Consider the following 12710-nt stretch of genomic DNA (forward strand, 5'->3'; position numbering starts at 1 on the left):
TTAACCTTTTTTAATTTAACCAAGAATTTAACATCCATATTGTTTTTTCTTGTTCAGCAATAAAATCGCTCATCATAGAATTTGTTCCTTCATCATTTGCTTCACCAGATTCTTCTAAAATAATTCTTTCAATTTTTATTAATTCTGCTAAAGAATTTACTACTAATTGAACTGCTTCAGTATCTTTTGATATATTTTTTCCAACTGGTACTTTTGCCATTTTGGTATAATCTTCAAAAGTATGCAATGGATGACCACCTAAAGTAAGAATTCTTTCAGCAATCATATCAATTTTTTCTTGAGAATCTGTATAAAATTCTTCAAACTTCACATGTAATTCAAAAAAAGATTTCCCTTTTATATTCCAATGTAACCCTCTTAAACTCTGATAATATACTTGAAAATTTGCTAGTAAATCATTTAAGCTAATTACTAACTTATCTGCTTTTTGTTTGTTTAAACCAATAATTGTTGTGTTCATATTTTTTATTTTTAATTTCTATATCAAATATCGTTAATAATATCTGTTATTTATTATAAGTAATATTGATTCTTTTAATATCTTTATCAAAAAAATTTATACCAATGACAATTACACAACTTAAATACGTTTTAGCGGTTGCTGAATACCAAAATTTCACTGTTGCCTCAGAACACTGCTTTGTTACCCAACCAACATTAAGTATGCAAATTCAAAAATTGGAAGAAGAATTAGATACTCAAATTTTTAACAGAAATAAAAAACCAATTCAATTAACTGAAGTTGGTGCAAAAATTGTTGAACAAGCAAAAATAATTGTTGATGAAAGCAATAGAATTACAGATATAGTTGAGCAACAAAAAGGCTTTATTGGTGGTGATTTTAAATTAGGTATTATTCCTACTATTATGCCAACACTTCTTCCTTTATTTTTAAAAACTTTTATAAAGAAATATCCGAAAGTTAATTTAAAAATTGAAGAATTAACTACAGAAGAAATAGTAAAAAAATTAAGTGATGGACATATAGATGTTGCTATAGCTGCGACACCTTTAGAAAATGAGTCAATTAAAGAACGTGTTTTATATTACGAACCTTTTGTTGCATTTGTACCTACAGAACATAGACTTTTTGTCAATAAAACCATTGATGTTGCTGATTTAAACATTGACGATATTTTATTATTAGAAGATGGCCATTGCTTTAAAGAGAATATTATTAATTTATGTAGTGCTTTGGGAAATAAAAATTCTCGTTTTCAATTACACAGTGGAAGTTTTGACACACTTATAAAACTATCTAAAGAAGGTTTAGGGATGACTTTACTACCTTACTTGCAAACCTTAGAAATTAATGAAAAAGATAAAATGTATTTAAAAGAATTTAAAGATCCTATACCTGCAAGAGAGGTCAGTTTAATTTATCATAAATCTCAATTAAAAATACATATGATAGATTCCTTAAAAAATGTTATAGATAGTGTTATTAGAGGCGTAATTGCCTTTAGTGATGTTAAAATAATTAGCCCTATACAACAAAAAAAAGGAGCTTAAGAGCTCCTTTTTGTATTTTCAATTAATGCTAAACAACTATACAATTCTGGTTTATTTAATGTAAAATCCTTTAGCCAATAAAATAATTCTTTTATTTCATAGGGTAATAATCTGTTAACTGCTTTTTCTAATTCCTTTTTAAACAAATCTGCGTTAAAGCTAACTTTTTCAAGAATCGCTTTTGTGTACTCAAACATTGCTCTTGCCATAAATTATAATAATTTTAAGGGTTATATAAAGAACGTACTAATGGGTTTATTATTGTATAAATTTAACTAAAATTAATAATAAATCAAACTAAAAAAAGCTTAAATAAATCCTAAAGTATTATAAAGAATTAATTTTTGCTAACAAAGCATTTGCAGTTTCTTCAAATTCTGAATTTATTGCTTTAAAGTGCGCTTTACTATCTGCTACCTTTTTTGCGTTTACTTTTTCAATTAAAGAATCAAAAGAACTAATGGCTTCATCAATAATTGCCTCAGCATTTTTTTTATCAGCTTTTGGGTTTAATAATTCCCACACATAACACTCTTCAATAATATCACCTAAAACGTAATTTATATCTTTCTTTAAATTTTTAACACTTGCCATAATAATAATATATTTATATTTTCAGGCAAATTTACAAGAATTTGATTCATTAATTAAATATTTTTAAAATAATGTTTGATTATTAAAAAAATATTTTATTTTTGAAACTATATATGAAAGCAGTTTTAAACATATCAGCACCTATTATGGCAACAATAGTCGATTTTAAATCGTCATATTCTGCGGCATGTAATATAGCTGTTAATATGTTTAAACAACAGCTAGTATGCAAGCATAAAGGCACTTTCTATGATTATTAATGATACCAAACTATTATAAATATATTTAAAAGGTGCTTTTTCTAAAAAGCACCTTTTTTTTTTCAATAATTATTAATTAAAAACAACTATTATGAAACAATCACAATGTATCCAACAGGTCTATTTTAACATTACAATGCTTTGTAATCAATTATTTACAAACAAAAACAGACACATTCCCATTCCCTTATTAATTCATCATTAAAAAAATTAAAAATGAAAACTTTAGAAAACACCTATACCAGTCCAGAAAGACACTTCACAGTAACCGAAAAAGATACCAATACTCAAAACGCTCTTTTAACCCATGTTTTATTTAATGAAATGGAAGATTTTGTTAAAAGCATCATAGAAAAACATGCATATATGGCGTTTCCGCTTCCTGAATTATATAAATTGCAACTTTTAAAAAATGCTTTTTTAAATGATAAATTGCTTATAAAATCTCAAATAATTAAGTACGATGCTTCTGAATTACATTTATTAGCCACAGTTCAAAACCAAGCATCAGATTTAAATGATACTATTTGTAAAGCTGTTTTTAAATTCCCTTTAAATACAACTATTTCAAAAGCTTCTTAACATCATATATAGCTATAAGGCTATTTTTATATAGTCTTATAGTTCTTTTAATTTTTCCAAAGCATTTTCAATATGCTTTTCAGCACCAAATTGGCTATTAAAAATATACCTAACAATACCCTTTTTATCAATTACATAAGTAACCCTTCCTGGTAAAAACAGCATGCTTTTTGGCACACCAAATAGTGCTCTCACCTTATTATCTATATCTGCTAATAAAGTAAATGGTAAGTTGTATTTTTCTTTAAACTTTTTATGAGAAGCTACGCTATCCGCACTTATTCCAATAACTAACGCGCCTAAATCATTAAAACTTTCAAAATCATCTCTAAATTTACAAGCTTCTTTTGTACAACCTGGAGTATCATCTTTAGGATAAAAGTAAATAACCATTCTTTTACCAATTTCATTTTCAATATTAAAAGAATTCCCGTTTTGATCTTTTAAACTAAAACTGGGTACTTTATCGCCTATTTCAATTATTTTCATTTCTTCATTTTTATTAAAAAATAACAACATAAGTAAACCAATTGTTGCAGAAATTGCTATTATTATTTTCTTCATTTATTTATTTTTAACAAATATGCTATAAAAATATTGTTTTATGTAGATTTGTATGCTAAAATTAGCTATGTTATTAGTAATTAATTTATAAAACTATAGCTGAACAATTTAAATTTAAGAATGAAATTATTTATTGAAAATTTACCCAAAGCAGAATTGCATTTACATATTGAAGGTACTTTAGAACCTCATTTATTATTTAATATAGCCCAAAGAAACAATATTGAAATCCCGTATAATTCTGTTGAAGAATTAGCTAAAGCATATAATTTTAATTGCTTACAAGATTTTTTAGACATTTATTATCAAGGAGCAAATGTTTTAATATATGAACAAGATTTTTACGATTTAACCTACAGTTATTTAGAAAAATGTGCCGAACAAAATGTGAAACATACAGAAATTATGTTCGACCCTCAAACGCATACCACAAGAGGTATTTCTTTTGAAACAGTAATTACAGGAATATCGAATGCTTGTGAAGATGCCAAGTTGAACTTAGGAGTATCTTCATTATTAATAATGAGTTATTTAAGACATTTAAGTGAAGAAGACGCTTTTAAAACATTACAAGAGTCGCTACCTTTTAAAGATAAAATTACCGCTGTTGGATTGGATTCTTCCGAAGCAGGAAATCCACCTTCAAAATTTATAAAAGTTTTTGAAGCCTCTGTAAATGAAGGTTATATTCCGTTAGCGCATGCCGGTGAAGAAGGTGATGCCGATTATGTTTGGGAAGCTATTGATTTATTAGGAATTCATAGAATTGACCACGGTAATAATTGTTTGCAAGATGAAAATTTAATAGCGGACATTATTGACAGAGATTTAGCTTTAACCATTTGCCCGTTATCTAACACGGCTTTAAAAGTTGTTGATGACTTAAATAATCATCCGCTGAAAAAAATGATGGATTTAGGTTTAAAAGTAACTATTAATTCAGATGATCCAGCTTATTTTGGCGGGCACGTAAATGATAATTATGTAGCCATTCAAGAAGCATTAAACCTTAGCAAAGAGGAAGTATATCAAATTGCTAAAAATTCGTTTCAATATTCATTATTACATTTTTCAAAAAAACAAGAATATTTAGTTGAATTAGATGCTTATTTTAATACTAAGTAACAATTCCATTCGTTAAAAATACAAATAAACTTAACCATGTTTAAACAAACATTAATTTTACTAACTTTCATTTTTTCTACTGCATTTTCTTACGGCCAATCTCCTCAAAAATTTATTGATAGCGGTTCTGTAAAAAATCAATTTGATTACTTAATAAATCAATCCACAAATTATTTTCAAGAGCAAAAAGTGGTAAAAAACCAATGGCTTTTAAAACTAAAAGCAAATGTAAATGATACTATTTCAAAAAATAAAAACACTATTTCTATTCATAAAAGCAACATTCTTAATCAGCAAAAAGAAATTGACAGCTTAAAAAATGAACTTTCTGAAATTGAACTATTAAATGAAAAATTAACTACTGAAGAGCAACAAATTTCATTTATAGGAATTCCAATGAATAAAGCATTTTATAAAACTTTAACCTATACTCTTATTTTAATTTTTATGGGTTTATTTGCCATCTATTTTATAAAATTTAGACAAAGCAATACCTTTACAAAAGAGGCTAAATTAACTATAAAAGAACTTGAAGAGGAATTTGAAGAGCACCGAACAAAAGCTTTAGAGCGCGAACAAAAAGTAATGCGTAAACTGCAAGACGAACTTAATAAACAGAAAAAAGATTAATTACATTTCTTTTTTGTACTTTTATTTAATTAACCTTTAAACACACACAACTATGAAAGCAAATATGGGTACAGCCGACAAATTTATTAGAGTTCTATTAGGAATTTTAGTTGCAGTATTATATTATTTAAATGTAATTAGTGGAACAACTGCTATTATAGTTTTAGCTTTTGGAATTATCCTTTTAATTACAAGTTTAGTTAGTTTTTGTCCTCTTTACACCTTATTTGGCATAAATACTTGTAAAAGAAAATAATATTTTAAAATAAAGAGGCTGTTTAAAAAGTGATATTTTCGTCAACCTGAATTTATTTAAGGTTGACGGTTTTCAAAACTTTTTAAACAGCTTCTTTATTATTATTCTTCACCTGAGTAGGTTACAAAATTTCTTGGTGTTTCGTATAAGGTAATAGAAAGTTCTAATTTATTATCAATTTCTGCTCGTAATTTATTCCAAATTACAACTACTATATTTTCAGCTGTTGGATTTAAAGTTTTAAACTCTGCAACTTCTTCATTTAAATTTTTATGATCAAATTGTTCTTCTACTTCCTTCTCAATCAAATATTTTAATATTTTCATATCCATTACAAATCCAGTTTCAGGATGTACTTCTCCTTTCACAGAAACTATTAATTCATAATTGTGGCCGTGATAATTTGGGTTGGAACACTTTCCAAAAACAGTGGCATTTCTGGCATCTGTCCACTCAGAATTATACAATCTGTGCGCTGCATTAAAATGAGCCTTTCTGCTAACTGTTACTTTCATCTTCTTTTTTCTTTTTTAAAATATAATATCGTTTTTCATTAAATTTCCAAATAAATTGCCAGAATAGCACAATTCCAACCAAAATAAAAAGTGCTAAATAATTTAAAAACGACTTTGAAAAATAGACTTCTTCAAAAGAATGAACAGATAATTCAAATACTTTTGTTAAAAAAGCAGTAAAAATACTCCATAAAACACCAGTTCTAAGTGCATATCTATTTCTCCCGTTCTTTCTTACAAGTTCCCAACTTTCAATAAAATTTTCTTCTATTTTTCGCATTTCACTCTACTTATTAATAAAACTGTAATAATTTTTGAAAATTATTTTAAACCATTCCGTATACATTAACGGATGCTGTTCAATATCATTTTTTACAGCTTCTAAAGGCATCCATTTATAACTTTCTACTTCATCACTATTAATTTTTGGTTCCTTATTATAATAGCCTATTAATATATGATCAAGCTCATGTTCGGTTAAGCCATTATCAAAAGGCGCTTTGTAAATAAATGAGGTAACCTCCTCTATATCACATACAAAACCCATTTCCTCCTGCAACCTTCTTGTGCCAGCTTCTATATTTGTTTCACCGTTTCTTTGATGACTGCAACACGTATTTGTCCATAATAAAGGAGAATGGTATTTATGTGCTGCGCGTTGTTGCAACATTAATTCATTTTTATCATTAAATACAAAAACTGAAAATGCTCTATGCAACACAGCTTTTTCATGCGCTTCCATTTTTGGCATTAAACCTATTTGTTCGTCTTTTTCGTTTACTAATATTACTTGTTCTTCTCTCATTTTTTTTCAATAATTACAAACTTACAAAATAGAAACGTTAAAAAAGTACTAAACTACTTTTCAACTTTTAATCTTTTTCAACATTCAAACTTTATACCCTATATTTGCACCTCTAAATTTGACAGATGAGTTTTTTAAAAGAAATACAACGCAGAAGAACCTTTGGTATTATTTCGCATCCCGATGCTGGTAAAACTACACTAACAGAAAAATTATTATTATTTGGTGGTGCTATACAAGAAGCAGGAGCCGTAAAAAGTAATAAAATTAAAAAAGGTGCCACTTCCGATTTTATGGAAATTGAGCGTCAACGTGGTATTTCTGTAGCTACATCTGTATTAGCTTTTATTTATAAAGATAAAAAAATAAATATTTTAGATACGCCTGGGCATAAAGATTTTGCTGAAGATACTTTTAGAACATTAACAGCTGTTGATAGTGTAATTGTTGTAATTGACGTTGCAAAAGGTGTGGAAGAACAAACTGAAAAGTTGGTAGAAGTTTGTAGAATGCGAAAAATTCCAATTATTGTTTTTATCAATAAAATGGACCGTGAAGGTAAAGATGCTTTTGATTTAATGGATGAAGTTGAACAAAAACTTGGTTTAACTGTAACGCCTTTAAGTTTCCCTATTGGTATGGGTTACGATTTTAAAGGAATTTATAATATTTACGAAAAGAAAATAAATTTATACTCTGGCGATAACAAACAAACGGTTTCAAAAGGTGTTGAATTTACTGATATTACAACTCCTGAACTAGATAAAATTATTGGCGCTAAAGCTGCTGAAACATTACGAGAAGAATTAGAAATTATTCATGAAGTATATCCTGACTTTGATAAAGAAGAATATTTAAAAGGTAATTTACAACCAGTATTTTTTGGTTCGGCCTTAAATAACTTTGGAGTAAAGGAATTGTTAGATTGTTTTATTGAAATTGCACCATCACCTCAACCAAAAATGTCTGAGGAACGTTTGGTAGATTCTAAAGAAGAAACTTTAACAGGTTTTGTGTTTAAGATTCACGCAAATATGGATCCTAACCATAGAAACAGAATTGCCTTTGTTAAAATTGTTTCAGGAATGTTTAAAAGAAACGTTCCTTATTTACATGTTCGCCAAGGTAAAAAGTTGAAATTCTCTAGTCCAAATGCGTTTTTTGCTGAAAAGAAAGAAATTGTGGATGAATCATACCCTGGAGATATTGTTGGGTTGCCAGATACTGGACATTTTAAAATTGGAGACACACTTACCGAAGGAGAACAACTCAACTTTAAAGGTATTCCAAGTTTTTCACCAGAACATTTCCGATATGTTAATAATGCCGATCCTTTAAAAGCTAAACAATTATTTAAAGGTTTAGACCAATTAATGGATGAAGGTGTTGCTCAATTATTTACCTTAGATATTAATGGTAGAAAAGTTGTTGGAACTGTTGGAGCCTTACAATTTGAAGTTATTCAATACCGTTTAGAACATGAATACAACGCTAAATGTAGTTATGAAAACCTTTCTGTTCATAAAGCATGTTGGGTTCAACCAGAAAATCCAAAAAGTGAAGAGTTTAAAGAATTTAAACGCGTAAAACAACGTTATTTAGCAACTGATAAACAAGGCCAATTAGTGTTTTTGGCAGATTCTGCTTTTTCAATTCAAATGACTCAGCAAAAATACCCAACAGTAAAGTTGCATTTTACCAGCGAATTTTAATAAATATTGTTTTTTATAAAATAATTACTATCTTTATAATTACCTTATTATCAGTAATATAAATTACTGTTTTCAATTTTAAGAAATTTGTACATTATTTTATTGAAACTTTTTACTAATTATTAAAATTACTTTTATGAAAAACAAGTTGCTTTATTTCGGTTTGATTATTGGAATTAGTGTTGGAGCTTTTTTACTTTCTGCTGACAAAGTAGACGTATGTCATGTGCCTCCAGGAAATCCTGAAAACGCTCATACAATTAATATTGCTCGTGTAGCTGCATATGTCCACATTGCATTACATGAAGGAGATACAATGGGTGCTTGTGGATCTAATGAAGGTCCTGAAAGATAATTTTTTTGTAAAACTTTATTTAGATTACTTTGCTTATTAATAATAAGCTAAGAATTATTGTGTCAAAATTTAATAGAATAATATATCCGATGCTTTAATAAATTGGTAATTTATGAACCTAATAAATTACAAAATTTAAAGTAATTAACTCTATTTTTTAATGCATAATAGTTAAACCTATTAAATTTTCAAAAATTCTGTCATAAAATATCATTCTTTAGCGCCATGGCTTTTTGCAATTTCTATCCAATGTTCAGAAATGCCTTTTGTATCAGCTCCTAATCCTCTAGATAAATGCAATGCTACTCCAATCATTAAAACAGATGCATTATGAAGTTCTTGAAGTGTTTGTACGTTTCCAAATTCTTCCTGCGCTTTTAACAGTAGTAATTCATTGTGTTTTTGCGCAAAAGTAATAGGGTTCTCATTTTCTTGTATTGCAGGTATCATTAAAGAGTCTATCCAATCTTGGCCTATTCTTTCTACTAATAACTCTGGAGGTTCATTTCCTATTTCTCTCCATACTTTTAGTGTTTTTGTATCTCCAGATTCTGCTAATCCTGAGTCTAAAAGTAACTCAAAACCTATATCCGCTATGTTTTGCATTACTAATAAATATTCATCTTGAGCTTTTTCAAATTGCACTGCTTCCTGTCCTTTTATATACTCGCCTACACTCAATTTAGGTAATTCTAACACTTCCGAGCAATCATTTAAACAAGGAAATTGATCTCCTTGATACATATAATGCGCTTTATTAAATTGTATGTAACGCCCTAATGGATACAATCGACATGCTAATGGGCGACCTAAGTGAACGCTACAACCCACGTTTTCAATATATTGACTACATGCTAATTGTCCTTTTTTATCTGGCTTTCCGTTAAAGCGCAATCGGATCCCTCCAAATTCACAATAAAGATCCCGAAAATCCCTAGGAGTCATTTTTTTTTCACTACTAAATTTTAACAACTCCCATGGGTTTAGCATTACGGCTTTACCAAAACAGCATGTGCCAGATCGGGAGCATGTAAGCGTCAATATACTTTGAGCACTGAGTTTAGTTCTTTGCATTTCTATATAATACTTTGTGCCTTACATCAATTTAATGATAAAATTACTGGAGTTTTTAACATAAATTAATTTTTGAAAAATAATTAAATATAACATCATACAATTGCATACGGTTTAACTGTAAATCAATTACAATTTAAACGGAACTACATATTGTATACGCCTCCATTTATGTCTAGTGTAGCACCTGTTATAAAACCGTCGTATTCAGATGCCAAAAATAAAACTGCACGCGCTACATCATCTGCATTACCTGCGCGTTGAATTGGAATACCAGCTGTTGTTGCAGCGGCTGATTCTTCTGTTGTATGCGTATTATGAAATGAAGTTCCTAAGATAAGACCTGGAGCAACCGCATTAACTCTTATGCCTTGAGGTCCTAATTCTGCAGAAAGAGCTCTTGTAAGGGTTAGGATTGCTCCTTTACTTGTAGAATAAGCTAAAGACCCTGGATGACCTCCTTTGCGTCCAGCCAGCGATGCTAAATTTACAATACTGCTATTGTCATTTTTTGCAAGATATGAAGATGCTGCCCTAGTTACAAGCATCATAGATGTAAGATTAATGTCCATCACCTTATGCCAGAAATCAGACTCCATTTCGCTTAGCATTTTACGCGCAACAAGTGAACCTGCATTGTTAATTAATATATCTAAACTACCTAATACTTCTACTGTTTTTACTACCAATGCATTCGCATCGGCTTCTTTTGTTAAGTCACCACTTATAGCAACCGCTTTTTGTCCTTTGCTAATTGCATATTTTGTTAATTCGTTTGCGGTATCTGCACTGGAAAAATAATGAATCGCAACATTGGCTCCGCTATCAATAAAGTGTTTGGTGATTGATTCTCCAATTCCTTGAGCGCCAGCAGTTATAAGAACGTTTTTTCCAGTTAATTTAATGTTTTTCATGCTTTTTTATATAAATAGAGTTGATAATTGTATTGAAAACACTACTTATGGTTATCTACAATGCAATATTTCTACAAATATAATAAAACAATACACTTATTGTTACCTATGTTATTTTATAAAATTAGCAATTTTTCAGATTTTCCAATGAAGTGAATTATTTTTAATACTGCAATTCGTTTTATTTTAGAAGCACGACAATTTGTTAAATAACGCAACTTAATTATTATTTTAATATACATTCATGAATTTACATACCCATAACTTTCTGAATTGTTTTAGGTAAATCTGTGTTGTCGAAGTATTTTGAGAATTCTTCTTGGCCTGTTCCTATAACTCTAACTGGAACTGGCATACCAGAATGATCACTTGACCCCCAACTTATTCCCGCCTTTTGATTCAATATATAAGCTGCTGTTTCGGCAATTGATTTCACTACATTTATACTTAAATAATCTGCATCTGCGTTAACTTTCTTATTTTCTTTAAACTGATGTTCATAGGCAACTTTTAATAAATCTAACTCCTTAGCATCTAACGCCAATCCTATTTCACTATTACCTAAGCCAAAATCTGTCTGTATTAAATCTAAAAGCGTCTCAAATGAAACTTCTGGATCCGTATTTTTAAGTTCTGTCATTTTTCTTTTAAATTCCTGAACCGAAATTTTCTGGTATTTCAACATTTCAGGGTGTATCGCATAGTTTATTCCTGTAAACATAGATCCAGTTTCGTGGTCAGCCGTAACTATTATTAATGTTTCATTAGGTTGTTTTTTATAAAACTCATAAGCAACTTTAATAGCGTCGTTAAAAGCAAGTACTTCATGAACCATAGCTACGCCATCATTTCCATGACAAGCCCAATCAATTTTACCGCCTTCTATCATCATAAAAAAGCCCTTATCATTATCCATCACCTCAATGCCTTTTTTTGTAAAATCAGCAAGAGCAAGAGCACCTTCTTTTTTATCAATAGCCCAATAAAACTCACCTAAAGGATACCTTTCAGGGTTGATTGCTATTATTTTTTCATCTCCATTTTTTAATTTATTAATTTCCTCTTGAGAATCTGCAATTGTATAGCCTTTATTTATTGCATTTTCATACGAATCTGGTTGGTCTCCTTTTTCCCCTTTTGGATAATGGAAACCTCCGCCCCCAAAATAATCAATATTATAATTGGGTAACTCCATGCTAATTTCATAATACATATTACGAGAGTTTTGATGTGCATAAAATGCTGCTGGAGTAGCGTGATCTATCATTACACTAGATAGAATCCCAACTTTAAAACCGGCTTTTTTTGCTTTTTCAGATATGTTTTCATACGCTATTTTCTCGTCGGGTGATTTTCCTATGATTCCATTGTTAGTTTTAAACCCTGTAGACATTGCAGTTGCCGCTGCACACGAAGCAGTAACAAAAGAATTGGCAGAAAAAGTGGTCATATTTGAGCTTACCGGAAAACTGTTCATTAAAAGTCTATCCACTTTAATTTCGTCTGCCTTTGCATTTAAATACATTTCGGTAGTATAAATTTGATTGACCCCCATACCATCTCCAATAAACAGAAATACATATTTTGCATTGGGTGTATTTTGGCTATATACCATAGCCCCAAAAAAGGCCATTGTTATTACTATAATTTTTTTAAACATACTTATTTATTTTTATATTCATTTTTTGTTAAAAAATAGGTCTTTCTGTGAGGTCCTGCTCCTTATTTGTTTTGTTTTTTTGAATACATATTTTAGGTAAATTTACAATTAATTGAAAAATTTGAATGACA

17 protein-coding genes are annotated in these 12710 nt (G+C 29.2%); 7 read left to right on the forward strand and 10 right to left on the reverse strand.

Annotated elements, in window-relative coordinates; genetic code table 11:
- Window positions 1-10: 10 nt before the first annotated feature.
- Entirely contained in the window at window positions 11-481 is a 471-nt protein-coding gene (locus JEY78_RS07540) for a Dps family protein (RefSeq protein ID WP_291848986.1), read from the reverse strand.
- Between the two features lie 104 nt (window positions 482-585).
- Here JEY78_RS07540 and JEY78_RS07545 point away from each other — a divergent pair, with 104 nt between their 5' ends.
- Complete coding sequence (locus JEY78_RS07545) at window positions 586-1533, forward strand: LysR substrate-binding domain-containing protein (RefSeq protein WP_291848988.1); 948 nt, start codon at window positions 586-588, stop codon at window positions 1531-1533.
- Here JEY78_RS07545 and JEY78_RS07550 read toward each other — a convergent pair.
- Window positions 1530-1742, reverse strand: a complete 213-nt coding sequence (locus JEY78_RS07550) for a hypothetical protein (RefSeq protein ID WP_291848990.1) — start codon at window positions 1740-1742, stop codon at window positions 1530-1532. The two genes, JEY78_RS07545 and JEY78_RS07550, sit on opposite strands and share 4 nt — an antisense overlap.
- 118 nt (window positions 1743-1860) lie before the next feature.
- Window positions 1861-2127 carry a hypothetical protein gene (locus JEY78_RS07555; RefSeq protein ID WP_291848992.1) on the reverse strand — a complete coding sequence of 89 codons (267 nt, stop codon included), beginning with the start codon at window positions 2125-2127 and terminating at the stop codon, window positions 1861-1863.
- A gap of 476 nt (window positions 2128-2603) precedes the next feature.
- On the opposite strand from JEY78_RS07555, the gene JEY78_RS07560 reads away from it, so the two are divergent.
- Window positions 2604-2969: a hypothetical protein gene (locus JEY78_RS07560; protein WP_291848995.1), complete on the forward strand. Its 366-nt coding sequence runs from the start codon at window positions 2604-2606 to the stop codon at window positions 2967-2969.
- A 36-nt stretch (window positions 2970-3005) separates the two neighbouring features.
- Here JEY78_RS07560 and JEY78_RS07565 read toward each other — a convergent pair whose 3' ends face one another.
- A complete protein-coding gene (locus tag JEY78_RS07565) occupies window positions 3006-3458 on the reverse strand; it encodes a peroxiredoxin (protein WP_291849240.1) in 453 nt (150 codons plus the stop codon).
- 195 nt (window positions 3459-3653) lie between these two features.
- Between JEY78_RS07565 and JEY78_RS07570 the strand changes: the two genes are divergently transcribed.
- Genes JEY78_RS07570 through JEY78_RS07580 form a run of 3 tightly spaced genes read left to right on the forward strand, consistent with a single transcriptional unit; the run spans window position 3654 to window position 5544 of the window.
- The gene (locus tag JEY78_RS07570) at window positions 3654-4658 is read left to right on the forward strand and encodes an adenosine deaminase (protein WP_291848998.1); all 1005 of its coding nucleotides are present in this window, start codon (window positions 3654-3656) and stop codon (window positions 4656-4658) included.
- A 36-nt stretch (window positions 4659-4694) separates the two neighbouring features.
- The gene (locus JEY78_RS07575) at window positions 4695-5288 is read left to right on the forward strand and encodes a hypothetical protein (RefSeq protein WP_291849000.1); all 594 of its coding nucleotides are present in this window, start codon (window positions 4695-4697) and stop codon (window positions 5286-5288) included.
- Window positions 5289-5340: 52 nt separating this feature from the next.
- A complete protein-coding gene (locus JEY78_RS07580) occupies window positions 5341-5544 on the forward strand; it encodes a DUF2892 domain-containing protein (protein WP_291849004.1) in 204 nt (67 codons plus the stop codon).
- A gap of 101 nt (window positions 5545-5645) precedes the next feature.
- Here the strand turns inward: JEY78_RS07580 and JEY78_RS07585 are convergent, their stop codons facing one another.
- From JEY78_RS07585 to idi, 3 genes are read right to left on the reverse strand one after another with little or no spacing between them, the layout of a single operon-like run.
- Window positions 5646-6059: a 6-carboxytetrahydropterin synthase gene (locus JEY78_RS07585; RefSeq protein ID WP_291849007.1), complete on the reverse strand. Its 414-nt coding sequence runs from the start codon at window positions 6057-6059 to the stop codon at window positions 5646-5648.
- Entirely contained in the window at window positions 6043-6339 is a 297-nt protein-coding gene (locus JEY78_RS07590) for a hypothetical protein (RefSeq protein WP_291849010.1), read from the reverse strand. Before JEY78_RS07590 ends, JEY78_RS07585 begins: the two co-directional genes overlap by 17 nt.
- 6 nt (window positions 6340-6345) lie before the next feature.
- On the reverse strand, window positions 6346-6864 hold the full coding sequence (gene idi, locus JEY78_RS07595) for an isopentenyl-diphosphate Delta-isomerase (protein WP_291849013.1): 519 nt from the start codon (window positions 6862-6864) through the stop codon (window positions 6346-6348).
- Window positions 6865-6989: 125 nt separating this feature from the next.
- Between idi and JEY78_RS07600 the strand changes: the two genes are divergently transcribed.
- On the forward strand, window positions 6990-8576 hold the full coding sequence (locus tag JEY78_RS07600; RefSeq protein WP_291849016.1) for a peptide chain release factor 3: 1587 nt from the start codon (window positions 6990-6992) through the stop codon (window positions 8574-8576).
- Window positions 8577-8712: 136 nt separating this feature from the next.
- A complete protein-coding gene (locus tag JEY78_RS07605) occupies window positions 8713-8931 on the forward strand; it encodes a hypothetical protein (protein ID WP_291849019.1) in 219 nt (72 codons plus the stop codon).
- A gap of 210 nt (window positions 8932-9141) precedes the next feature.
- Here JEY78_RS07605 and JEY78_RS07610 read toward each other — a convergent pair whose 3' ends face one another.
- The 3 genes from JEY78_RS07610 to JEY78_RS07620 all read right to left on the reverse strand — a co-directional run bounded on the left by JEY78_RS07610 (window position 9142) and on the right by JEY78_RS07620 (window position 12579).
- The gene (locus JEY78_RS07610; RefSeq protein ID WP_291849022.1) at window positions 9142-10005 is read right to left on the reverse strand and encodes a YkgJ family cysteine cluster protein; all 864 of its coding nucleotides are present in this window, start codon (window positions 10003-10005) and stop codon (window positions 9142-9144) included.
- Between the two features lie 146 nt (window positions 10006-10151).
- Window positions 10152-10919 carry an SDR family NAD(P)-dependent oxidoreductase gene (locus JEY78_RS07615; RefSeq protein WP_291849025.1) on the reverse strand — a complete coding sequence of 256 codons (768 nt, stop codon included), beginning with the start codon at window positions 10917-10919 and terminating at the stop codon, window positions 10152-10154.
- Window positions 10920-11169: 250 nt separating this feature from the next.
- Complete coding sequence (locus tag JEY78_RS07620) at window positions 11170-12579, reverse strand: alkaline phosphatase (RefSeq protein WP_291849027.1); 1410 nt, start codon at window positions 12577-12579, stop codon at window positions 11170-11172.
- Window positions 12580-12710 lie beyond the last annotated feature (131 nt).

This window comes from Lutibacter sp. (genome assembly GCF_016342705.1).
Classification (GTDB): domain Bacteria; phylum Bacteroidota; class Bacteroidia; order Flavobacteriales; family Flavobacteriaceae; genus Lutibacter.

Bases quoted from the DNA above. Each gene is read 5' to 3' on its own strand.
- JEY78_RS07585 (WP_291849007.1), bottom strand. From the start codon at position 6,059: ATGAAAGTAACAGTTAGCAGAAAGGCTCATTTTAATGCAGCGCACAGA.
- idi (WP_291849013.1), bottom strand. From the start codon at position 6,864: ATGAGAGAAGAACAAGTAATATTAGTAAACGAAAAAGACGAACAAATA.
- JEY78_RS07605 (WP_291849019.1), top strand. From the start codon at position 8,713: ATGAAAAACAAGTTGCTTTATTTCGGTTTGATTATTGGAATTAGTGTT.
- JEY78_RS07615 (WP_291849025.1), bottom strand. From the start codon at position 10,919: ATGAAAAACATTAAATTAACTGGAAAAAACGTTCTTATAACTGCTGGC.
- JEY78_RS07560 (WP_291848995.1), top strand. From the start codon at position 2,604: ATGAAAACTTTAGAAAACACCTATACCAGTCCAGAAAGACACTTCACA.
- JEY78_RS07575 (WP_291849000.1), top strand. From the start codon at position 4,695: ATGTTTAAACAAACATTAATTTTACTAACTTTCATTTTTTCTACTGCA.
- JEY78_RS07610 (WP_291849022.1), bottom strand. From the start codon at position 10,005: ATGCAAAGAACTAAACTCAGTGCTCAAAGTATATTGACGCTTACATGC.
- JEY78_RS07620 (WP_291849027.1), bottom strand. From the start codon at position 12,579: ATGTTTAAAAAAATTATAGTAATAACAATGGCCTTTTTTGGGGCTATG.
- JEY78_RS07565 (WP_291849240.1), bottom strand. From the start codon at position 3,458: ATGAAAATAATTGAAATAGGCGATAAAGTACCCAGTTTTAGTTTAAAA.
- JEY78_RS07570 (WP_291848998.1), top strand. From the start codon at position 3,654: ATGAAATTATTTATTGAAAATTTACCCAAAGCAGAATTGCATTTACAT.
- JEY78_RS07540 (WP_291848986.1), bottom strand. From the start codon at position 481: ATGAACACAACAATTATTGGTTTAAACAAACAAAAAGCAGATAAGTTA.
- JEY78_RS07545 (WP_291848988.1), top strand. From the start codon at position 586: ATGACAATTACACAACTTAAATACGTTTTAGCGGTTGCTGAATACCAA.
- JEY78_RS07580 (WP_291849004.1), top strand. From the start codon at position 5,341: ATGAAAGCAAATATGGGTACAGCCGACAAATTTATTAGAGTTCTATTA.
- JEY78_RS07550 (WP_291848990.1), bottom strand. From the start codon at position 1,742: ATGGCAAGAGCAATGTTTGAGTACACAAAAGCGATTCTTGAAAAAGTT.
- JEY78_RS07600 (WP_291849016.1), top strand. From the start codon at position 6,990: ATGAGTTTTTTAAAAGAAATACAACGCAGAAGAACCTTTGGTATTATT.
- JEY78_RS07590 (WP_291849010.1), bottom strand. From the start codon at position 6,339: ATGCGAAAAATAGAAGAAAATTTTATTGAAAGTTGGGAACTTGTAAGA.
- JEY78_RS07555 (WP_291848992.1), bottom strand. From the start codon at position 2,127: ATGGCAAGTGTTAAAAATTTAAAGAAAGATATAAATTACGTTTTAGGT.